Origin of the sequence: Streptosporangium sp. CA-115845, from assembly GCF_050943795.1 — a bacterium.
GTDB lineage: Bacteria > Actinomycetota > Actinomycetes > Streptosporangiales > Streptosporangiaceae > Streptosporangium.
Genome location: NZ_CP191988.1, coordinates 6,823,307 through 6,844,105 on the forward strand (window position 1 = coordinate 6,823,307; position 20,799 = coordinate 6,844,105).

At 70.0% G+C, this 20,799-nt stretch carries 20 protein-coding genes; 6 read left to right on the forward strand and 14 right to left on the reverse strand.

From position 1 onward, the window contains the following. Positions 1-16: 16 nt before the first annotated feature. The 6 genes from ACQP0P_RS32670 to ACQP0P_RS32695 form a co-directional block, all read right to left on the reverse strand. Entirely contained in the window at positions 17-679 is a 663-nt protein-coding gene (locus tag ACQP0P_RS32670; RefSeq protein WP_433382222.1) for a DUF3159 domain-containing protein, read from the reverse strand. Positions 680-712: 33 nt separating this feature from the next. Beyond that, positions 713-1,105, reverse strand: a complete 393-nt coding sequence (locus tag ACQP0P_RS32675) for an OB-fold nucleic acid binding domain-containing protein (protein ID WP_030914810.1) — start codon at positions 1,103-1,105, stop codon at positions 713-715. 49 nt (positions 1,106-1,154) lie between these two features. Further along, a complete protein-coding gene (locus ACQP0P_RS32680) occupies positions 1,155-1,829 on the reverse strand; it encodes a DUF3710 domain-containing protein (RefSeq protein ID WP_433362186.1) in 675 nt (224 codons plus the stop codon). Positions 1,830-1,968: 139 nt separating this feature from the next. Continuing rightward, complete coding sequence (gene dut / locus ACQP0P_RS32685) at positions 1,969-2,412, reverse strand: dUTP diphosphatase (RefSeq protein ID WP_433362189.1); 444 nt, start codon at positions 2,410-2,412, stop codon at positions 1,969-1,971. After that, complete coding sequence (locus ACQP0P_RS32690; protein WP_433362192.1) at positions 2,409-2,963, reverse strand: PaaI family thioesterase; 555 nt, start codon at positions 2,961-2,963, stop codon at positions 2,409-2,411. The genes dut and ACQP0P_RS32690 overlap by 4 nt, the downstream gene beginning before the upstream one ends. Positions 2,964-2,974: 11 nt before the next feature. Next, positions 2,975-4,147, reverse strand: a complete 1,173-nt coding sequence (locus tag ACQP0P_RS32695) for an AI-2E family transporter (protein WP_433362195.1) — start codon at positions 4,145-4,147, stop codon at positions 2,975-2,977. A 459-nt stretch (positions 4,148-4,606) separates the two neighbouring features. Here ACQP0P_RS32695 and ACQP0P_RS32700 point away from each other — a divergent pair, with 459 nt between their 5' ends. Continuing rightward, a complete protein-coding gene (locus tag ACQP0P_RS32700; RefSeq protein ID WP_433362198.1) occupies positions 4,607-4,903 on the forward strand; it encodes a DUF4235 domain-containing protein in 297 nt (98 codons plus the stop codon). A gap of 50 nt (positions 4,904-4,953) precedes the next feature. Here ACQP0P_RS32700 and ACQP0P_RS32705 read toward each other — a convergent pair whose 3' ends face one another. The 5 genes from ACQP0P_RS32705 to ACQP0P_RS32725 form a co-directional block, all read right to left on the reverse strand. Then, positions 4,954-6,330, reverse strand: coding sequence for an alpha,alpha-trehalose-phosphate synthase (UDP-forming) (locus ACQP0P_RS32705; RefSeq protein ID WP_433362201.1), 1,377 nt, complete (start codon positions 6,328-6,330; stop codon positions 4,954-4,956). Positions 6,331-6,385: 55 nt separating this feature from the next. Further along, complete coding sequence (locus ACQP0P_RS32710) at positions 6,386-7,192, reverse strand: hypothetical protein (protein ID WP_433362204.1); 807 nt, start codon at positions 7,190-7,192, stop codon at positions 6,386-6,388. Between the two features lie 83 nt (positions 7,193-7,275). Then, positions 7,276-7,575, reverse strand: coding sequence for a DUF4193 domain-containing protein (locus ACQP0P_RS32715; protein WP_030914836.1), 300 nt, complete (start codon positions 7,573-7,575; stop codon positions 7,276-7,278). A gap of 272 nt (positions 7,576-7,847) precedes the next feature. Then, complete coding sequence (locus ACQP0P_RS32720; RefSeq protein WP_433382225.1) at positions 7,848-9,158, reverse strand: sensor histidine kinase; 1,311 nt, start codon at positions 9,156-9,158, stop codon at positions 7,848-7,850. An 80-nt stretch (positions 9,159-9,238) separates the two neighbouring features. Next, the gene (locus ACQP0P_RS32725; RefSeq protein WP_350917449.1) at positions 9,239-9,892 is read right to left on the reverse strand and encodes a response regulator transcription factor; all 654 of its coding nucleotides are present in this window, start codon (positions 9,890-9,892) and stop codon (positions 9,239-9,241) included. A gap of 223 nt (positions 9,893-10,115) precedes the next feature. Here ACQP0P_RS32725 and ACQP0P_RS32730 point away from each other — a divergent pair, with 223 nt between their 5' ends. Beyond that, positions 10,116-10,280 carry a hypothetical protein gene (locus ACQP0P_RS32730; RefSeq protein WP_433362209.1) on the forward strand — a complete coding sequence of 55 codons (165 nt, stop codon included), beginning with the start codon at positions 10,116-10,118 and terminating at the stop codon, positions 10,278-10,280. Positions 10,281-10,355: 75 nt separating this feature from the next. Here ACQP0P_RS32730 and ACQP0P_RS32735 read toward each other — a convergent pair whose 3' ends face one another. Together ACQP0P_RS32735 and ACQP0P_RS32740 are read right to left on the reverse strand one after the other, a co-directional pair. Beyond that, a complete protein-coding gene (locus ACQP0P_RS32735) occupies positions 10,356-11,090 on the reverse strand; it encodes an inositol monophosphatase family protein (RefSeq protein ID WP_433382228.1) in 735 nt (244 codons plus the stop codon). Between the two features lie 157 nt (positions 11,091-11,247). Beyond that, entirely contained in the window at positions 11,248-13,269 is a 2,022-nt protein-coding gene (locus ACQP0P_RS32740) for a prolyl oligopeptidase family serine peptidase (RefSeq protein ID WP_433362212.1), read from the reverse strand. 93 nt (positions 13,270-13,362) lie between these two features. Between ACQP0P_RS32740 and ACQP0P_RS32745 the strand changes: the two genes are divergently transcribed. After that, positions 13,363-14,325 (forward strand): ferrochelatase, encoded by a 963-nt coding sequence (locus ACQP0P_RS32745; RefSeq protein WP_433362215.1) that lies wholly within the window; start codon positions 13,363-13,365, stop codon positions 14,323-14,325. 13 nt (positions 14,326-14,338) lie between these two features. Here ACQP0P_RS32745 and ACQP0P_RS32750 read toward each other — a convergent pair whose 3' ends face one another. Continuing rightward, complete coding sequence (locus tag ACQP0P_RS32750; RefSeq protein WP_433362218.1) at positions 14,339-15,664, reverse strand: lytic murein transglycosylase; 1,326 nt, start codon at positions 15,662-15,664, stop codon at positions 14,339-14,341. A 162-nt stretch (positions 15,665-15,826) separates the two neighbouring features. On the opposite strand from ACQP0P_RS32750, the gene ACQP0P_RS32755 reads away from it, so the two are divergent. The 3 genes from ACQP0P_RS32755 (at position 15,827) to sepH (ending at position 20,775) form a co-directional block, all read left to right on the forward strand. Further along, positions 15,827-17,017: an MFS transporter gene (locus ACQP0P_RS32755; protein WP_433362221.1), complete on the forward strand. Its 1,191-nt coding sequence runs from the start codon at positions 15,827-15,829 to the stop codon at positions 17,015-17,017. 117 nt (positions 17,018-17,134) lie between these two features. After that, positions 17,135-18,448, forward strand: a complete 1,314-nt coding sequence (locus ACQP0P_RS32760; protein ID WP_433362224.1) for a D-arabinono-1,4-lactone oxidase — start codon at positions 17,135-17,137, stop codon at positions 18,446-18,448. Between the two features lie 569 nt (positions 18,449-19,017). Then, positions 19,018-20,775 carry a septation protein SepH gene (gene sepH, locus ACQP0P_RS32765; RefSeq protein ID WP_433362227.1) on the forward strand — a complete coding sequence of 586 codons (1,758 nt, stop codon included), beginning with the start codon at positions 19,018-19,020 and terminating at the stop codon, positions 20,773-20,775. Positions 20,776-20,799 lie beyond the last annotated feature (24 nt).

A 20,799-nucleotide genomic window follows, 5' to 3' on the forward strand; every position in this document is an offset into this window, starting at 1 on the left:
CGGGGCGGACCTGCCGTCAGGAGGTCACGGGCCGCACCGGGGTCCGGCCACGGGCCAGGAGCCACACCATGGCGGCGAGCGCCGCGACCTGGAGCGGCCAGCCCATCGCGATCTTGAGAATGCCCAGCTCGGCGACCGCGTCGTCCCTGCCGATCAGGTAGACGGGGAGCTGCACCGCCACCCGGACCACGCACGGGATCATCAGCAGCCAGGTGAGCCTGGTGCACAGCCTCACCACGGCCGGATCCGCGCGCCACGCGGTCGGGTCACCGGTGACGGACCCGATGAGGAACCCCACCACCGGCCATCGGGTGACGATGGACAGCAGCATCACCACGGAGTAGCCGGCGTTGTAGAGGATGCCGGGCAGGAAGACGTCCTCCGCCTGGCCGGTGCGGGAGGCGAAGAACGCGCCGATGCCGATGCCGATCAGGCTGTTGATCACGAACTGCGGTGTCGAGCGCTGCGCCAGCCGCACGACGAGCAGCAGCACCGCGGCCGAGATACTGACGATCAGAGAGAGCTTCAGGTCAGAGGTGGCGATCCACATGCCGGTGAAGGCGATGGTGGGCACGGCGGCCTCGATGACGCCCCGCACCCCGCCGAACGCCTTGGCAAGCTGGCTGCGGATCGCGGCCTCGACCGTGTCGTGCGCTGCGGTCTCGCCGGTGCTGGTCATCTTCTCGCTCACCGTTCCGTGGTCATCGATCGCTCACGCACCGCCTGCCGGGCGCAGCTCGTATCTGGGATTGAACATGACTTTGCGCCCATCCTGTATGCTCACCAGCCCTTCGGCCAGCACCAGGCGACCAGGCTCGATGCCCGCGATCTTCCTGCGGCCCAGCCAGATCAGATCGATCACATCGGAACCGTCGTAGAGCTCCGCCTCCAGCGCGGGAGCACCCCCGCGAGGGCGCAACGTCACCGTCCGCAGCGTACCGCTCACGCAGAAGCGTCGGCGCCCGCCACACGAGACGATGGGCGTGGCGCCTTGGCGATCGAGGTCCTGCTGAAGCTCGTCGGCCTCCAGCTCGGCCTGGCCTGCGGTCAGTCGGCGAAAGAAGCCTCGCAGACCGCTCTGTTTATGCGGTTCCTGAGAACCCACGGACATCTCCTTCACGTACGAGTCGAATCAGCGTACGCGATCCGGCCTCTCAGCGGATCTCCGCGATCTCCGGCCCCCGGTCGAACGGGTTGAGGTCGGGCCCCTTGCCCCCGGCGGCCTGCTGCTCCACGGCCTGCCTGGCCTCGGGGGGCAGCCGGAGCTCGATCGCCTCCTTGGGGGCCATCGGCTCGTCGCCGCGTACCACGACTATGTCCCGGACGACACCCTCCAGCGTCTCGGCCACCTCGGCGTCCTGCGCGGCGCGCCCACTGATCACCGCACGCAGGAACCAGCGCGGCCCGTCCACCCCGATGTAGCGGACCGGCTGCTCGACGCCCTCGGCGGGGATTCTGGCGGCCAGCTCGACGCCGAACGCCCCCTCCCGCTCCTCGGCGGTGCCTCCGGCGCTCTTCACCCCCTCGGCCAGCTCGGCCCTGACCTCGTCCCAGATCCCGCTCCGCTTGGGCGCCGCGAAGGCGTGCACCTGCAGAGCGCTCTCGTTGAACAGGACCACCGCACCGACGATCTGGTCACCGGCCAGGTTGAGCTGGACCTCGAAACCGGGGCCGACCGGCAGGCGCATGCCTCCGAGGTCGACCCGCTCACGCTCGGGGTAGGGCTCGTCGGCGTCCCACGGGCCCGACTCCCGCGCCGGGACCTGCGGGGCCTCGTCCACTGCGGCCTTGGCGGCCGGGGACTCCTCACGACGGTGACGTCGGAACATTTTCCTCACGCTCCTTGAAGTTTCGCTGGTAACTCATCCCCCGCCGGATACGGCGGCGGGTGGCCTCCGGGGCCGAAGGTGCGCCCAGGTTTCGGATCATCGTCCGCCACCTCCCTCACCTCGTCGGGCTCACTCCCGGTCAGCGGCCGGTGGACCCGAACCCGTCCGCGCCTCGCGCCGATCCGGGCAACCGGTCCACCTCGTGGAACGCCGCCCTCTCCACCTTCTGGATCACCAGCTGCGCGATCCGGTCCCCCCTGCGCAGCCGCACGGTGTCCTTGGTGTCGGTGTTGAGCAGCGTCACTCTGATCTCGCCCCGGTATCCCGCGTCCACGGTGCCGGGCGCGTTGACGAGCGTCACGCCGTACTTGGCGGCCAGGCCCGAGCGCGGGTGGACGAACGCGGCATGCCCGTCAGGCAGGGCGATCGCCAGCCCGGTGCCGACCACGGCCCGCTCTCCGGGGAGGAGTTCGACGTCCTCGGCGGCGTGCAGGTCGGCGCCCGCGTCGCCCGGGTGGGCGTACGACGGCGGCGGCAGGTCGGCGTCGAGCCGGTGGATCAGCACCTCGACGGTGTGGGTCACGGGTTCACCTCGTACTCGTGGTGCTCGTCGATGATCGCCTGGGCGTCACCGTGCTCGGCGAAGTGCTCCATGCCCACCTCGATGAAGAGCGCTGCGGCCCGCACGGCGACCGGGCCGTCCGGGGAACCGATACGGCCCTCAGCCTCAAGGTACGCCTTCCTGCCCGACATGCCGTTGCACCAGGCACGCATATGCAGGACGGTATCGACCGGAACCGGGGCGAGATAGTCGGTCTCCAGCCTCGCGGTGACGTAGGGGCGCTGGAAGAGCCAGACCAGCATGCCGATGACCTCGTCCATCGCCGTGGCGAGCACGCCACCGTGCGCCAGGCCCGGCGCACCCTGGTGTGCCGTTCCCACGGTGAACGTGGCGATCACCGTGATCCCGTCGGGGGTGACGGCGGTCAGCCGCAGGCCGGTCGGGTGGTCCTCGCCGCAGCCGAAACAGCTGCTGTAGTGGGAACCGAGGGTGGCGCCGGGGGCGGGCCCGCCGGGGAGTGGCCGTGGCAGGACGGCATCCGGCGGAGGGGTGGTCAAGATGGAACGGGTCACGGAGCAGAACGTTACTCCCTGGGCTGCGGTGATTCCTCATCCACCGGCTTTCCCGCCTCCGCCGCAGGCCCCGTCCCGCCCGCCTCGCCGGGATCGGGATGCGGCGAGGCGGGCGGCAGGGCGAGCGGTTCGTCACTGCTGAGCTTGGGCAGCGCCCGGTAGATCACGGCGGCCACCGGCACCGCCACCACGGCCCCGGCGATACCCGCCAGGATGCCGCCCACGGCCAGCACCAGGATGATCGCCAGCGGGTGGAAGTGGAGCACCCTGCCGACGATCAGCGGCTGGAGCACGTGGTTCTCCAGCTGCTGCTCCACGATCAGGATGCCGATGAAGATCAGAGCGTAGATCGGCCCCTTGGCGCCGAGGGTGACCAGGGTGGCCACGGCACCGGCGAAGAAGATGCCGACGATGGGGATGAAGCTGGCCAGGAAGATCAGCACCGCGAGCGCCGCCCAGAGCGGCACACCCATTCCGGCGAGCACGATGCCCATGACCACGCCGTGCACGGCGGCCACCGCGACCGTGCCCTGCACGTAGTGCGAGAGCGTCACCCAGGCGGTCCGCCCGGCCCTGTCGACGCGCGGCGCGACCCCGCCGAACCCCTTCAGGAACCACGACCAGATCCGGTCGCCGTCCTTGAGCATGAAGAAGGTCACGAACAGCAGCAGCACGATGGAGGCCAGCACCTCCAGCGCCACCGTGGCGCCGGTGAGGACCGTCTGGGTGATCTCGTTGCGCTGGTTGGTCATCTGCTTGCCGATCTCGTCGACCCAGCTGCTGATCTGGGTCGGCTGCAGATGCAGGGGCCCGGTGTAGAGCCAGTTCTCGACGTCCTTGGCCGTCTGGCGCACCTGGTCGACGAGGCCGGGGAACTCCTCGTTGGCACGCGCCCCGATGATCCAGCCGGTGCCGCCGAGCACGGCGAGCGCGACGATCATGGTGACCCAGGTGGCGTAGATGGGCCGCATGCCCATCGCGCGAAGCCGCTTGGTGATCGGGAAGAGCAGCGCGGTCAGCAGGAGTGCGATGGCCACCGGCAGCATCACGATGCGCAACGTCGCGATGAACTGGGCGAAGTAGAAGACGGCCCAGCCGATGATGATCAGGCAGAGGCTCCACATCGCGAGACGCAGCAACGTACGAGGTACCAGGTTCGTCAGGCGCTCCCGATCTGATATCACACCTTCCAGACTGTCACGCCGGGAAGGAAAACGCGCGAGAGTTATCGCCCTGACACGAGGAGGAGTGGCCCGGCCACCCGGCCGGGCCATCCGGCGTGCTGTCGGGGGTCGGCGCCCGCCCGGTCAGGGGCCGGCGCTCACCCGGCTGGATTCAGCGCTCACCCGGCGGGCGGGAGATCACCCTGTCCTCGAGGTAGCAGCTGCAGTTGCCACATCCTGGCGGCATGCCTGTCCTCCCCTCACCTGTCCTGCCTCGACCGTACGGCAGGTTCCCCCGACGGAAAGGACAGATTCGCGTACGCGCCGTCTTCTCGCTCTCCTGGCGGCCGGAGCGTACGGCTTCCAGGCCGCCCCGGCATGGGCACGGTCACCGTTCTGTCATGCCTCGCCATGGCTTCACGCGATATGGCGCTCGGGGAGACTAGTGTTCTTGATGCGGACAGCAAACGGGAGGACCACATGGCCGACAAGAGCGAGAAGCAGGACATGGCGTGGAGAGCCATCGGTGGCCTTCTCGGCCTCGTCACCGCCTGGAGCGCCAAGAAGGTCATCGGGTTCGCCTGGGAGAAGAGCACCGGCAAGAAGCCGCCCGCCGACAGCGAGTCGCCGGACATCAGCCTCGGCGAGGCGATCGGCTACGCCGTGGTGATGGGGGTCGGCATGCAGGTGGCGCAGATCGTGGTCGCCCGCGGCGCCAAGAGGCGCTACGACGCGTGGAAGTCCCTGAAGGGGGCGGCCAAGGACGCCACCAGCTGACGGCCCCGCCCCCGGCCCCGCCGGGGGCGGCGAAAGAGCCTGGCGGCGGGTCAGGACGACTCCAGCGAGGTGAGAAACTCCCTCGCCCAGCGGTCCACGTCATAGGTGGACACCCTCCGGCGCAGCGAGCGCATCCGGCGCGACAGGTCGTGCGGGGTCGCCCGCATCGCGGTCAGCATGATCCGCTTGAGGCCGTCGACGTCGTAGGGATTGACCATGAACGCCTGACGCAGTTCGTCGGCCGCCCCGGCGAACTCGCTGAGCACCAGCGCGCCGCGCAGGTCGTTGCGGCAGGCGACGTACTCCTTGGCGACCAGGTTCATCCCGTCACGCAACGGCGTGACCATCATCACATCCGCCGCGAGATAGAGCGCGGCGAGCTCGTCGCGGCCGTACGACTGGTGCAGGTACTGCACGGGCTGCTGCCCGAGCTCTCCCTGCTCGCCGTTGATCCGCCCGACCTGGAGCTCGATCGAGTCGCGCAGCCGCATGTACTCCTCGACCCGCTCCCGGCTCGGCGTGGCGATCTGCACGAACGCCGCCTCGCCCGGTTTGATCGTTTTCTCCGCGAGCAGTTCCCCGAACGCCTTCAGGCGCTGGCCGATGCCCTTGGTGTAGTCGAGCCTGTCGACGCCGAGCAGGATGCACTCGGGGTCGCCCAGTTCCCTGCGGATCTCCCTGGCCCTGGAGATGATGTGCGGCTCGCGGACCAGCGAGTCGAGTTCGCCGAAGTCGACGGAGATGGGGAAGGCCCCGGCGCGCACCACCCGGCCGTCCACGTAGATCTCGTGCTTGTGGTGCTGGAGGCCGAGCAGGTGGCGGCAGAGCCGGATGAAGTTGGACGCGCCGCCGGGACGCTGGAAGCCGACCATGTCCGCGCCGAGCAGTCCCTCCAGGATCTCGCGCCGCCACGGGAGCTGGACGAACAGCTCTATCGGCGGGAAGGGGATGTGCAGGAAGAAACCGATGCGCAGGTCGGGGCGGAGCTTGCGCAGCATGGCCGGGACCAGCTGGAGCTGGTAGTCCTGGATCCACACGACCGCGTTCTCCGCGGCCTCCGCGGCGGCGGCCTGGGCGAAGCGCTCGTTGACCACGCGGTAGGCGTCCCAGGTGACACGCGAGTAGATGGGGGTGGCGACCACGTCGTGGTACAGGGGCCAGAGTGTGGCGTTGGAGAAACCCTCGTAGTAGAGCTCGACCTCGTGCTCGGACAGCGGGACGGGAACCAGCTGCATGCCGTCGTGCTCGAAGGGTTCGAGCTGTTCGCCGGGGGCCCCGTGCCAGCCGATCCAGGCTCCTTCCCTGCGCTGCAGGACCGGGGCGATCGCGGTGACGAGGCCGCCAGGGCTGCGCCGCCACATGTCCTCCCCCACCCGGTCGACGGGGAGACGATTGGCGACGATCACGAACGTACTGCGGCCCTGCACAAATTCCTCCAGGTAGTCGGGGGCTTACTGAATTAACTACCCGTTTGAGGAGTTTCTATGGCTTTCCAGGTGGAAGGGCATGATGAACCCTCAGATCACTCCGTACCATCTCGCCGAGCTTCTTCGTGGCGGCGCGGTTGAGAATCCCTCCCGCCACGGCGCCGGTGAGGAAGGGGCCCAGGGTGGTGAGGTGACGCCCGAGGGTGCGCATCAGCCTGTTGCGCAGGGCGGTCCTGGTCGCGGTGCCGAGCGCGACGGTCATCGTTCCCGGGGACATGGGGTCGACACCGCGCTGCCTGGACCAGGCCGCCACGAAGGCCATGGCCCGCTGGGAACCGTTGCCGGGCACCTGCATCCCGTACACCTCGTGGAGCTCGGCGATGAGCTTGACCTCGATCGCGGCGACGACGAGGGTCTCGGCCACGAGCTGGGCGGGGGCGGAGAGCAGGAGGGGAGGAGCGGCGAACTCGGCCGCGGCGACGGCCCCGCCGATGGCTCCGACCGTCATGGTGGCCTTGGCCGCGGTACGCACCAGGTCGTCGGCCAGTGCCTCGGCGGTGAGGCCGTGGTGGTGCTCGGAGAGGGTGCGCAGGTCCCGGATGGGAATGCGGGGCGCCACGGCCATGAACACGTCGGACAGCCAGCGGCCCCGGCCCACCCCCGCCTCCCTGGCCTTCCGCGCCCTCCGGGTCAGTGCTTTCGTGAGGCGGCCGAGCAGCTTTCGCCGCTCGGCCCCGTTCATGTCACCCGGCTCCGCGAGCCGGCCGACGATCTCAGCCACCTCCCGATCAGGCGCGCCGTCCGACTCCTCGGCAGTGGAGTCGTCCGGCGCCGCGTCGGTCCGCCTGTTCTCTGACGTCATGTCTCGGAACCTCCTCAAGGCTGTCCTGGGCCCCTATCCCATGGCTGGAAGAGCACACCCCGAACAGGCCATCGGAATTATCGTCAAGCCGCGCATTCCCGGCATATCTGCTGACCGTTCTTCTCAACGGCGAGCTGACTGCGGTGGTGCACCAAGAAGCAGCGCGCGCAGGTGAACTCGTCGGCCTGACGAGGAATCACCCGGAGCGAGAGCTCCTCGTTTGACAGGTCCGCGCCCGGCAGTTCGAGCGACTCGGCGAGATCCGTCTCGTCGATGTCGATGCTGCCCGAGGACTTGTCGGTACGGCGGGCCTGCAGTTCCTGAAGACTGTCCTCGCTGAGGTCGTCGTCGGTCTTGCGTGGGCTGTCGTAATCGGTAGCCATCGGTCTGCTCCATCCCCCTCATCTATCTGTGTGCGCTCACTCGCGCGTGTGTAACGTTCGAGAGGCACGACTTGTGCCCGATCTGCCGACGAGATTCCTGCTTCGGTACCCTGCCGGAATGGTCACTGAACCTCCCTACACGTGAGGGACGTACTGCCAATGGCCACGGTTAGCCAAATATGGCGTAAACCACAGCATCGGCGGCATGCACCACCGTGTTCGACGGCACATCCAACCACATGTACGGCGTGAACGAGACGCCCCCCGCCGGATCAACGCGCCTGAAGTCGCACGGTGACCACCAGACCTCCTCCGTCCCTGGGGATGGCGGTCACGTTGCCCCCGTGAGCCCGCACCACCGCGCGGACGATGGAAAGCCCGAGCCCCGCACCCTTGTCGGAGTCGACCCGGTCGGCGTTGAGCCGCCGGAACGGCTCGAAAAGACTGTTCACCTCGTACGCGGGGACATGTGGCCCCGTGTTGGCCACCTGAACAATCAGCGCACCCTCCACCATTCCCGTCCTGACCCACAGACGTCCGGACTCGGGGAGGTTGTGCTTGATGGCGTTCTCCACCAGGTTGGCCACGCAGCGCTCCAGGAGCACCGGATCGCCGACGGTCTCGGCACCGCGAAGCTCGGTGATCACGGTGACCCCGGCCTCCGCGGCCCGCGCGGCGAGCTGGTCGACGGCCGTCTCGGCCACGTCCTTCATGTCCACCGGCTTGCGCACGCTCAGCTCACGCTCGCTCCGTGCCAGCAGCAGCAGTCCCTCGATCAGGCGTTCGTTGCGGGCGTTGACCTCCAGGAGGGTGCGGCCCAGCGCCTTGAGATCGCCCGACGCCTCCGGGTCGCCCAGCGCGATCTCCAGGACCGTCCGGTTGATCGTCAGCGGGGTGCGCAGCTCGTGCGAGGCGTTGGCCACGAATCTTCGCTGTGTGTCGAAGGCCACATTGAGCCGGGTGAGCATCTCGTCGAAGGTGTCGGCCAGTTCCTTCAGCTCGTCGTCGGGCCCCTTGAGGTCGATCCGCTCGTGGGCGAGCGTGGAGCCCGACAGCTTGCGGGCCGTGGCGGTCATCTGCTGGATCGGCTTGAGCGCCCGGTCGGCGACGATGTAGCCGATGATGACCGCCAGGATGCCGACCCCCAGCAGGGCCAGCAGCGAGCGGGCCAGCAGTTCCCGCTGCGCTGTGGCGATCGCGGCGTGCTGGTACCAGTACCACTGCTGCTCGACCAGGCGTACCTGGTCGGGAGGTATCAGCTCGTCCAGGTTGAGCGGGAAGTTCGGCCACGCCGTGTTCAGCGCCCAGCCCACCATCAGGTAGATCACGACCATGAGCAGGGCACCGGCGGCGAAGAACAGCGTCGCGTAGGTGATGGTCAGCCGCCACCGGATGCTGACCCGGTCCATGATCGCCCGCAGCCGGCTCAGCGGGGTGTGCTCGACCGGCGCCACACCCGCCGGGGGCGGACCGTCCCAGGCGGGCGGCCCGGTCGGCGGCGGGGGCTGAGCACCCTTGTCCGGGGGGTCGGACCCGATTTGCTCGCTCTTCCAGGCGCCCCGCTCGGAGTGCGGGCTGATCATCGGGTGGGTCGGCACGGACCCCCGGTCCTCGTCCGCGGGGACGAACGTCGGACGTTCCTCTCCCCCGCCTGCCGGAACGCTCACAACCTGTACCCGACCCCTGGCACCGTCTCGATCACCTGGGGCTCGCCCAGTTTCTTTCTCAGCGTCATCATGGTGACGCGCACCACGTTGGTGAACGGGTCGATGTTCTCGTCCCACGCCTTGTCCAGCAGGTCCTCCTGACTGACGACCGCGCCCTCGGCGCGCATCAGCTCCTCCAGGACCGCGAACTCCTTCTTGGTGAGCGCGATCTCCGCGCCGTCCCTGGTCACCAGCCGCTTGCCCGGATCCAGGCGGACCCCCGCCCGCTCCAGCACCGGCGGCAGCGCCGGGGCGGAGCGCCGGCCGAGCGCCCGCACCCGCGCGACGAGCTCGATGAACACGAAGGGCTTGGCCAGGTAGTCGTCGGCGCCCAGCCCCAGCCCCTCCACCTTGTCGTCGACGTCGCCCGAGGCGGTCAGCATGAGGATCCGCGACGCGGTACGGGAGGCCACCAGCCGGCGGCAGACCTCGTCACCATGGACCTTGGGCAGGTCCCGGTCCAGGACGATGACGTCGTAGTCGATGTAGCCCGTCCGCTCCAGCGCGCCGGCGCCGTCGTAGGCCACGTCCACGGCCATCGCCTCGCGCCGGAGCCCGGTCGCGATCGCGTCGGCGAGCACCCGCTCGTCCTCGACCACAAGCACTCGCACGGCTTATGGCACCTCCCGTCACATTCCATGAGCAGCCGCTGGAACGGCCCCTCATTCTCGCCCCATCCCCTGTAAGCACACGGTAAGGCTCTCCCGGGGGTAGACACTCCATGTGATGTCGGAAACACACAGGTTTAGCCACTGGGCCACCGTGGGTACAGCCGGTTCCAGTCTCTATCGCGGTACCTTCCGCCCCCATGCGCCCCGTGAGAAAGAAGGTGAGATGGGCGAGTTCACCACCACAATCGAACACCGCCTCGACCAGGCATACCGGAATCTGCAGGAGGCCAGGTCCTCCGGCGACGACTACCTCGCCGACACCTTCACCGCCGAGATCGAGGATCTCCATCGTCTGGCCACAGACAACGGCGTCCCCATTCAGCGCTGATGGGAGAGAGCCCCCCGGCCGTCTTGGCCGGGGGGCTCTTTCGTACCCGTACCCCGAGGGGCTGAAGTGGAGGCCTCAGGCGTCGCGCTCCGGATCCAGCGGGAGCAACAGGTCGTGCAGCTCCTCGAACAGGCCGGGTGCCGCGCACAGGACGAGGCCGGGATTGGCCGGCTTGCCGGCCAATCCACCGAGCCTGGCCCCCGCCTCCTGGGCGATGAGGCCGCCGGCCCCGTAGTCCCAGGCGTTCGGGCCGCGCTCGTAGTAGCCGTCCACCCGTCCCGCCGCCACCGAGCAGAGGTCCGAGGCCGCCGATCCACCCCTGCGGATGTCACGTACCCGCGGCACCACGTGACGGAGCACCTCCGCCTGCACCTCGCGCCGCCCGCTCTCGTAGCCGAATCCGGTGGCGATCAGTGCCCGTTCCAGCGGCACACCGGTGTTGCAGCGCAACCGCTCCCCCGCCAGCCACGCGCCCTCGCCCCTGACGGCGGTGAACACCTCTCCGCGGGGCACCACGTTGACCACCCCCGCGATCACCTCGCCGTCCACCTCGACCGCGATGCTGACCGCCCACTCGGGCAGCCCGTACAGGAAGTTGACGGTCCCGTCGATCGGGTCGACGATCCAGCGGACCCTGCCGTCGCCGGTGGAGCCGCCCTCCTCGCCGAGGATCGCGTCGCCGGGCCTGACCGCCCTGATCCTGTCGCGGATCAGCTCCTCCGAGGCCCGGTCGAGGGCTGTCACCACGTCGGTGGGGCTGGATTTGGTGACCAGCACCTCGGGACGGGGCGGACGCTTGGTCAGAAGCATCTCACCGGCCTCCCTGGCTATCTCCTCCGCCAGCCTGCCGAAGGTCACGGCACCGTCCACGATCCCCTCACCACTCCTCACTCGCTCCTCACTCGCTCCTCACTCGCTCCTCACTCGCTTCACCGGGCTCACGAACCGGCGATCTCCTCCACCGGGCTCACGACAGCGACTCGGGGCGTTTCCACTCGCGGCCGAGGACGTGCTGGTCCAGGAAGGCCAGCACGGTCTCGTACCAGACGACCACGTTGCCCGGCTTGAGCACCCAGTGGTTCTCGTCGGGAAAGTACAGGAACTTCGACTCCACGTCGGAGCGCTGCAGGTCCCACCAGAGGCGCAACGCCTCGCCGATGGGGACCCGGTAGTCCTTGTCACCGTGGATGACCAGCATCGGGGTGGAGATGTTCCCCAGCGACCGGTGCGGAGAGAGCTTCGCGTACAGCCCGGTGCCCGGGGCTCCGAACTCGCGCTGCCAGTACATGGACGCGTCGGTGGTGCCGGCGAACTGGTCGAGGTTCCAGAGCGAGGCATGGGTGACGATCGCACTGAACCTGTCGGTGTGCCCGGCGACCCAGTTGGCCATGTAGCCGCCGAACGAGCCGCCCATGGCGGCGGTCCTGGTGGCGTCGACCTCGGGCAGTTCCAACGCGGCGTCGGTGATCGCCATCAGGTCGGCGTGGGTGCGCGGGCCCCAGTTGGCCCAGCCACGCCGGATCATCTCCGGCCCGTATCCCGTGGAGATGCACGGGTCGGGAAGCAGCACGGCGTAACCGTTCTGGGCCATGATCCACGGGTTCCAGCGCCAGGACCAGTCGTTCCAGCTGCCCAGCGGGCCGCCGTGGATCCACAGCAGGATCGGCGCGGGGTTCTTCGCCGAGGCTCCCTCGGGCAGCGCCAGCCAGGCCCTGATCTCCACGCCGTCGTCGGCGGTAGCGGTCACCTCGGTGAGCCTGCCGGGCAGCACCGGCTCCGGGGCGGGGGAGGGCAGCTTTTCGACGGTGCCGTCCGCGGCCACCCTGACCGGGGCCGCGGGCGCGTCCACCGCGCCGCGCAGTGCGTAGACGGTGCCGTCGGGCGCGACGTTGAGCGAGGCGTACGCGCCGTCGTCGCCGGTGAGCCGCTCCGGCGCGGAGCCGTCGGCCGGGACCAGGAAGATCGGGCGGCGGCCGTGATAGTCGGCTGCCACGAACAGCGAGCGGGAGTCGGGCGCCCAGACGATGTCGGACGGCCAGAGCGTCCCGCCCGCGGGGTGGCCCTCACCGGTGGCCAGATCGACGATCCACAGGGTGCTCTCGGGGATGTGGTCGATGTCGGCGTGGTTGCTCCGGACGCAGGCGACCAGGCGTCCGTCGGGGGAGATCCTGATCGGCCCGTCGAAGTCGTGGCCGTCATCGGCGGCGAGGACCCGCCGGGCACCGCCGTTGGCCGCCTCGATGGCGACCAGTTCGAAACGGAGCTCGCCGTGCGGCAGTGAGATCCCCCAGGTGGCCACGACCGTGGAGCCGTCCGGCGTCACGTCGTAGGCGCTGTGGCTCGCCAAGGCCTTGCCCGGCTGAGGGGTGAGGTCCCTGACCTCGGTCAGCCGTTCCTCATCGCCCAGCGTGCCCGCGAACAGCCGGGGCTCGCCGGGACCGAGGTCGTGATCCCAGTAACGCACCGGGTAGCTCTCGTGCAGGATCGCGCTGATCCCCGCCTCCTTGCGCGTCTTGCGCCGCTCGGCCTCCCCGGCCTCGTCGCCCGGGAGCACGTCGGAGCAGAAGACCACGGTCTGCCCGCCGATCGCGAACCCGGCGACGCCCCCCGGTCTGGATGCGATCTGCCGGGCCTCTCCTCCCGCCGCGGGCAGCAGCCAGAGCGCCGGAACCTCCTCGTCGGCCTCCTTGACCGTCGGGTCTGGCCGGCGCGAGCCGAAGAGCAGATCACCACGCTGGGTGAACTCGGCCCCAGCCTCGCCCTTGACCGATCTGGTCAGCCGATACGGCCTTCGGTCGTCGAGCGGGATCTCCCAAAGGGAGGTTCCGTAGGATTTGCCATCGGGGTTGAGCGCCTGCACCACGCTGACCAGGCGCGTTCCATCGGGGGATAGCCGCAGGGATGCCACCCGCGGCACGCCGACATAATCGCGGATGTCGTTAAATGGGGTCACAGTTTCGAACCTACCCCGGCTGCCGTCTTCGGACATGCCCCCGAACACGCATCCACAAATGTTGTTGATGACGAACTACTCATGGTGACCATGCGAGAGAACGCCCCGGCATGCGGTTTGATGAAGGCCATGGGGAATTACGACGCACTCCTCGTCGTCTCGTTCGGGGGTCCCGAGAAGCCTGACGACGTGATGCCGTTCCTGGAGAACGTGGTGCGGGGCCGCGGGATCCCGCGCGAGCGACTGCTGGAGGTCGAGGCGCACTACCAGCGCTTCGGCGGGGCCAGCCCGATCAACCAGCAGTGCCGCGACCTGATCGCGGCCGTGGCACCGACCATCGATCTTCCGATCTACTGGGGAAACCGCAACTGGCATCCCTATCTGGAGGACACGCTCCGCGAGATGGCGGCCGACGGCGTGCGCAGGGCGGCGGCCTTCGTCACCTCGGCCTACAGCTCGTACTCCGGCTGCCGGCAGTACATCGACGACATCGCGCTGGCCAGGGCCGCGGTCGAGGGTGCCCCCGAGGTGGTCAAGCTCCGGCACTACTTCGACCACCCGGGCTTCATCGCGGCGATGGCCGACCACACCCGCGAGGCGCTGGACCGGTTGCCCGACGGGCTCGGCGACTCCGCCCGGCTGGTCTTCACGGCGCACAGCATTCCGGTCTCGATGGCCGAGACGGCCGGCGAGAGCGGCGGGGCGTACGAGGCTCAGCTGCGCCGCGCGGCCACGCTGGTCACCGCGGAGCTGGGGGGCGACAGGGCCTGGGACCTGGTCTGGCAGAGCCGGAGCGGCGCCCCTCACATTCCGTGGCTGGAGCCCGACGTCTGCGACCATCTGCTGGAGGTCGACGCCCAGGCGGTGGTGCTGGTGCCGATCGGTTTCGTCTCCGACCACATGGAGGTCGTCTACGACCTCGACGTGGAGGCCGCGGAGACGGCGAGGAAGATCGGCCTGCCGCTGGTCAGGGCGGCCACGGCCGGTACCCACCCCCGGTTCGTCTCGATGGTCTCGGAGCTGCTCGCCGAGCCCGAGCCCGTCGCGTGCTCGGCCACCTGCTGCCCGGCGCCGCCGCGCCGCCGCGGGTAGGGCACCGGGTGCCTCAGGGGTAGGCGGCGGCATAGCCGCGGGAGATGGCCAGGACCTTGGAAACGTACGACCAGGAGTGGTTGTAGAACCAGATCGCCTTCTCCAGCTTCTTGCCGCCCTGGGCCGCTCCGTTGGCGCACAGGTAGTTGGCCGCCGAGGGGACCGCGTCGTAGGGGCTCCAGATGTCGGCGACACCGTCGCCGTCGCCGTCCACGCCGTAGGCCTTCCAGGTGGCGGGCATGAACTGCATCGGTCCCTGCGCGCCCGCGGAGGAGGGGCCGTTGTTGCGCCCGTGGGAGCTCTCCACCTGGCCGATCGCGGCCAGCACCGTCCAGGAGAGCCCCGGGCAGACCCCGGCCGAGGCGCGATAGAGCTCCAGGTAACTGCCGGGTCTGCCGACCGTCACCCGGGCCGCCTTCGCGGGCTTGCCGGTACCGGTCTTCGCCGGGGCCGCCTTGTCCGTGCCGGCCTTGTCCGTGCCGGCCCTGTCCGTGCCGGATCCACCGACGGCGACCACCTGGGAGCCTGAGCCGAGCAGCCTGCCCACCCGGGCCTTGAGAGCGGCGGTGGCCTTCTCGGGCCCGTGCACGAGCAGCGCCACCCCCGGCGGCAGGCCCAGCCTGCGGCCGGTCTCCTCCCCCACGATGCCGTCCACGCCCGGCAGGCCGAAGGTGGCCGAGGCCGCGGCCCGCAGCCGGGGACCGCCGTCCACCTGGTACTCCGCACCGAGGACCAGTCCCAGGCGGCGCGCCGCCGAGCTGTCCGCGACGAACTCGCCCCTGGCCAGGGCGCTCCACACCCCCTGCTGGTCGGCGACGGCCCTGGGGACCCACGCCCGGAAACGGGCGGGATCGACCGCGAGGAGGTTGAGTCCGACCCCGGACACCTTGACCGCCCCGCCGTCGAAGGAGTCGACCTTCTGGACGTACTTGAGCCGGGAGATGTCCTCCTTGGTCTGCTCGGTCAGCGCCGACGGGGATATGACCAGCAGCCGGGGCGGGGTGGAGGTGAGCCCTGGGCTGTCCGTCCCTTGGGCGCCGGGGGCCGCGGACGGCTGCGAGGCCGGGGTCTCCGGGGCGGTCTCCTCGCCCGCGGGATTGCCCGGGCCGGGGCTCTTGCGGTCCGAGCCTGCCGGGTCCGGGCTTTCGGGGTTCTCCGGGTTTGCCGAGTCTGCCGTGGTCGGCGGGGCCGGCGGCTGGCTGACCACCGGCGCGATCGCCGCCAGGTCCCGGATGCGGGACTCCATGACGGTGTTCTCGTCCGGGGCCGCGGGACGGCCGCCGGTGATCACCGCGAGCGCGACGCCACCGAGAGCGACAAGTATGGCCAGAGCAACCATCACTGGGACGAATGCCCTCAACCCGGGAAGACGTGACACCGCGCTCACGTTAGCCTCAACGGACCCCGCCGGGAGCCGTTGCCCGGAAAGTCACTTGCCGAGAAGCGATCCCGTGCGGAATCGTCGGCATGTTCCACCCGCATAGAGCATCAGGGAGTGTCAGTGGTCGGGCCGTACCGAGGGCTCTTCAGCGCTCCCGGCGTCAAGGGTTTCGTCATCGCGGGATTCTTCGGGCGGATGCCCATGTCGATGCTCGGCATCGGCATCGTGCTGCTCATCGAGGCGCTCACCGACTCCTACGCGACGGCGGGAGCGGTCGCGGCCACCGTCAGCGTCTCCTTCGCCGTCGCGGCCCCCCTGTCGGGACGCCTGGTGGACAGGTTCGGCCAGGCCAGGATAGTCATCCCGCTCACGCTGGCGCACGGCGCCACGCTGACCGGCCTGATGCTCTGCGCCAAGTTCGGCGCCCCCCGGTGGACGCTCTTCGCCACCGGGGTCGCGGTCGGCGCGACCGCGCTCTCGCTCGGCTCGCTCGTGCGCGCCCGCTGGTCGCACCTGCTGGGCGGGACGGCGAGGCTGCACACGGCGTTCTCCTTCGAGTCGGTCGCCGACGAGGTCATCTTCGTCGCGGGCCCGGCGCTGGTCACCGCCCTGGCCACCATGATCAACCCGTACGCGGGCCTGATCGTGGCTCTGACCTGCACGATCGTGGGCACCATCGCCTTCGGGCTGCAGCGTGGCACGGAGCCCCCCGTCCGCCCCAGGGAAGAGCGCTCGGGCACCCCGATCACCATCCCCGGCGTCGCCCTGATGTCATGCACCTTCCTGGCGATGGGGGCGGTGTTCGGCTCGGTCGACCTGGTCACGGTGGCGTTCGCCGAGGAACAGGGCGCCAAACCCGCCGCCGGACTGCTGCTCGCCTCGTTCGCCGGCGGGAGCCTGGTCTCCGGGCTCTGGTACGGCGCGCGGCAGTGGACCGTCTCGCTGCGCGCCAGGTTCATCGGCTCGCTGGCGGTGTTCGCCGTGGGCCTGACCCCGATCATGCTCGTCGGCGACATCAGGATCATGGCGGGCGCGCTCTTCCTGGCCGGGCTGGCCATCTCCCCGACCGTCATCACCGGCTACAGCCTGACCGAGCAACTGGTCCCCGTCCATCTGCTCACCGAGGGCATGGCCTGGATCTCGACCTCGGTCGGGTTCGGCGTGGCGATCGGCGCGTGGGCGGGCGGCAGGCTCACCGACACGTTCGGCGCTTCCAACGCCTACGGATTCTCCTTCGCCTGCGCCCTGCTGGCCGTGGCGATCGGCGTCGGCGGCTCCGCCTGGCTGCGAACCCCTGTCGCCCAGCATTAATCATGAGTATTGTTCATGTTCGCTGGAGGAGCGAGTGACGAACCGGCGGTAACCCGCGTCTCGGGGGCGTCGACGCCCACGACAGGGCCGGGTGACGCCCGCAGGGCAGGAGTGAACATGGGCGAGACCTTCCGCAACTGGGCAGGGAACCAATCCGCCACCCCCACGGAGGTCCGTAGGCCGTCCTGTGCCGAGGAGGTCTCGCGGGCGGTGCGCGACGCCGTCGCCTCGGGGCGCCGGGTGCGGATGACCGGCACCGGGCACTCGTTCACCTCGGTCGCCCTGACCGACGGCATCCTGCTGCGGCCGGACGCGCTGACCGGGATCCGCGAGGTGGGAGACGGCTGGGTGACGGCCGAGGCGGGGACGACGATCGGCGCGCTCAACCGGGAGCTGCACCAAAGGGGTCTGGCCCTGGCCAACATGGGCGACATCGACGCCCAGACCCTGGCCGGGGCCATCCAGACCGGCACCCACGGCACCGGCAGGGACATCGGCGGACTGGCCGACCAGGTGCTGGCACTGGAGATGGTGCTCGCCGACGGCGAGATCGCCACAGTCCGCGGCGACGGCGAGGGGAAGATCCGCGGGGTGGCCGAGCAGGACCTGTTCGACGCGGCCAGGGTGGGCCTGGGCGCACTCGGCGTGGTGACCGCGGTGACCTTCCGGGTGGAGCCCTCCTTCCTGCTGCGCAGCGTCCGGGAGCCGATGGCGCTGTCCTCGATCCTGGACTCCCTCGACTCCCTCGTCACCGGCAACGAGCACCTCGACTTCTTCTGGATGCCGCACACGGACACCTGCCTGACCAAGCGCAACAACCGCAGCTCCGGCCCGGCCCGGCCGCCGGGCGCGCTGAGGTACTGGCTCGACAACCACTTCATGGAGAACACCCTGTTCGGCGCGGTGTGCGGCATCGGTGGCCGCTACCCGGGCGCCATCCCCCGGCTCAACGCGCTCTCGGCCGCGACGCTGTCGGCCTCGACCCACACCGACGCCTCGCATCGGATCTTCACGAGCGTGCGCCAGGTGCGCTTCCTGGAGATGGAGTACGCCATCGCGCGCGAGCACCTCGGTCAGGCCCTGCGCGAGGTCCGCGACCTGCTGGAGGTCAGGGACTGGAAGATCAGCTTCCCGGTCGAGGTGCGAGTCACCCCCGCCTCGGACGCCTGGCTGTCCACCGCCTACGGCAGGGACTCGGCCTACATCGCCTGCCACGTCTACCGGCCGACCCCGAACCCCGCCTACTTCGAGGGCGTTGAGGAGATCATGACGAGGCTCGGCGGCCGTCCGCACTGGGGCAAGCTGCACACCCGCGACGCGGCCTACCTGACGACGGTCTATCCCCGGTTCGCCGACTTCCTGATGGTGCGGGACGCCCTCGACCCCGAACGCGCGTTCGCCAACGAGTATCTCGACACCGTCCTGGGCTGAGGGGCCGCCGAGGCGGTCCCGTTCCCCCGATTCGGCCGCTTGTCACAAGCTTTCGGTAAAGGGTGACGCAAAGGCTCGCTCGAAGAGTGACGCGTCCGCGTGTCCCGTCGTTCCCCCGGCACGTGCGACGGGCAGATTCGCAGACGCCCGCGCCGCTCGACCCCGAGGGAGTCCGCTGGAGATGACCTTCTCCCGCCGTCCATGCCAGCCGCCGCCGCGATCCGTCGTCACGGACCGCGACGACCGGCCCCCGCACAACGCCGCGATCGCGACATACCCTCCCCGGACCGGCGGACCGGCCTCACCGCCATCTCCCGGTTCTTGGTGGAAGTCCGCAGCGGTTCACGGGGTTATCCATGAGAATCCCTTGAGGACCCCGAAGTTGCTGCTCCAGACCGGTGCCCTGTAATTAGATGAATGGAGCAAATGTGACCGGCGTCACATCGCTGCGAGCCCCATCCAGGAAGGCGATGTTCGGACATGCCGGGTACGGTGCTGGCAGGCAACCGGCACACGCGAGAGACTCAAGGGTCCGGGGGAAGATTGAGCACGACGACGAAGGGACTCGCATGCAGGAGCTCCGACTCGTCGCGGTGAGTGAGGACGGGACCTATCTCGTGCTGGCGACAGCCGGCCGGGGTACCCGGTTCACGCTGCCCGTCGACGACCGGCTCCGTGCTGCCGTCCGCGGCAACTTCTCCCGTCTCGGCCAGTACGAGATCGAAGTGGAGAGTCCGTTGCGCCCCAAGGAGATCCAGGCCCGGATCCGTGCCGGCGAGACCGCGGAGGAGATCGCCAATACGGCGGGCATCCCGGTCGAGCGCGTGCGGTGGTTCGAGGGCCCCGTGCTCCAGGAACGTGAGTACATGGCACAGCAGGCGCAGCGCTGCGCCGTACGCCTGCCCGGCGACTCCGCTCCCGGTCCCACCCTCGGCGATCTGGTCGCCGAGCGGCTGACCCGCCGCGGCGTCCCCGCCGACGAGATCGAGTGGGACTCCGCCAAGCGGGACGACAACATGTGGCGCATCAAGCTCGGGTTCGTGTGGAACGGTCACACGCGCAACGCCGAGTGGCTCTTCGACCCGCGCCGGCGCCACATCACGCCCCACGACGACGAGGCCCTGCGCCTGTCCAGTGGAGAGGACGTCAAGCCGGTCGAGGACACCACGGTCACGCCGTTCGTGCCGCGGGTGGCCAAGCTCGCTCCGGTGCCGCCGCTGGCTCCCGAACCGCCGAGCCAGCAGCCGGTCGCCTTCCCCTCGGTCCTGCGGCACGAGTCCGTGGCACAGCCCCGGCCCGCCTACGCCCAGACCGAACCTCCGGCCGCCTACCAGCAGCCGCCCATGCCTCCGCTCCCCCCCGGATACGAGGCCCCGCGGGTGTCCGTGCCGCCGCTGCGCGCTCCCGACCCGGCCGGATACCAGTCCGAGCGAGCATCGGAGCCCGCCGTTCCCGCGGCCGAGGGCTCCGATCCCGCCTCGCGGGTCAGGCCTCCGGAGCCGGTGTTGCCGAGGCCGGTGCCGCCGGACCCGGTCACCGCGTACGAGCCGGTCTCACCGGCGGTGTACGAGCCCGCCGCGCAGGAACCCGCCGCCTACGAGCCGCCGCCCGCCCCGGAGCCGGAGCCTGCGGCACCCGCCGCGCAGGAGCCCGTTGCCGCTGTCCAGCCCCCTGTGACGACGACTGTGACGACGACTGTGACGGCGTCCGAGCCGGCTCCGGTCGGGCCGCTCCCGGCCGGCGCGCCGGACCCGGTGCCCGCCACGGCGCGGGAATCGGTCACCGGATCCGACCTGCCCGAGCGGGCTCTGGCGCACGTACCGGCCGCTCCCCCCGAGCCGGCGGCCGCCGCACCTGAGGCCACGGCCGAGCCCGTGGTCGCGGAGGCCGCGAAGGCTCCGGAGGTCACGGAGGCTCCCCAGGTCGCCGAGGTTTCCGCCCCTCTCCCGCCCGCGCTCCCGCCGGAGCCTGTCACCGTCCCGCCCGAGCCCGCCGAGCAGCGGGTCTCCCCGAAGGCGGAGAACGCCACCGTGGCGAAGGAGACCCCCCCATCGGAGACCGAACCGGCCCAGGAGGGTTCGATAGCTGTACCGGCGGCGCGCGTCAGCGTGGACGAGCGGGCCAAGGCCGAGCCGGACAGGCAAGAGACACAGGGGGACACGGGGGCAATGCAGGAGACCAAGGTCGACAAGCCCGCGGCGGAGAAGCCCGCGGAGCCGCCGAAGCCGGCACCGGCTCCGGCCCGACCTGCCAAGAAGTCCCGGGGGCGGCGGGCGTCCGTGCCCACCTGGGACGAGATCATGTTCGGCGCCCGCCGCCAGGACTGACCGCACCGCGTCAGGCGGGGGTGA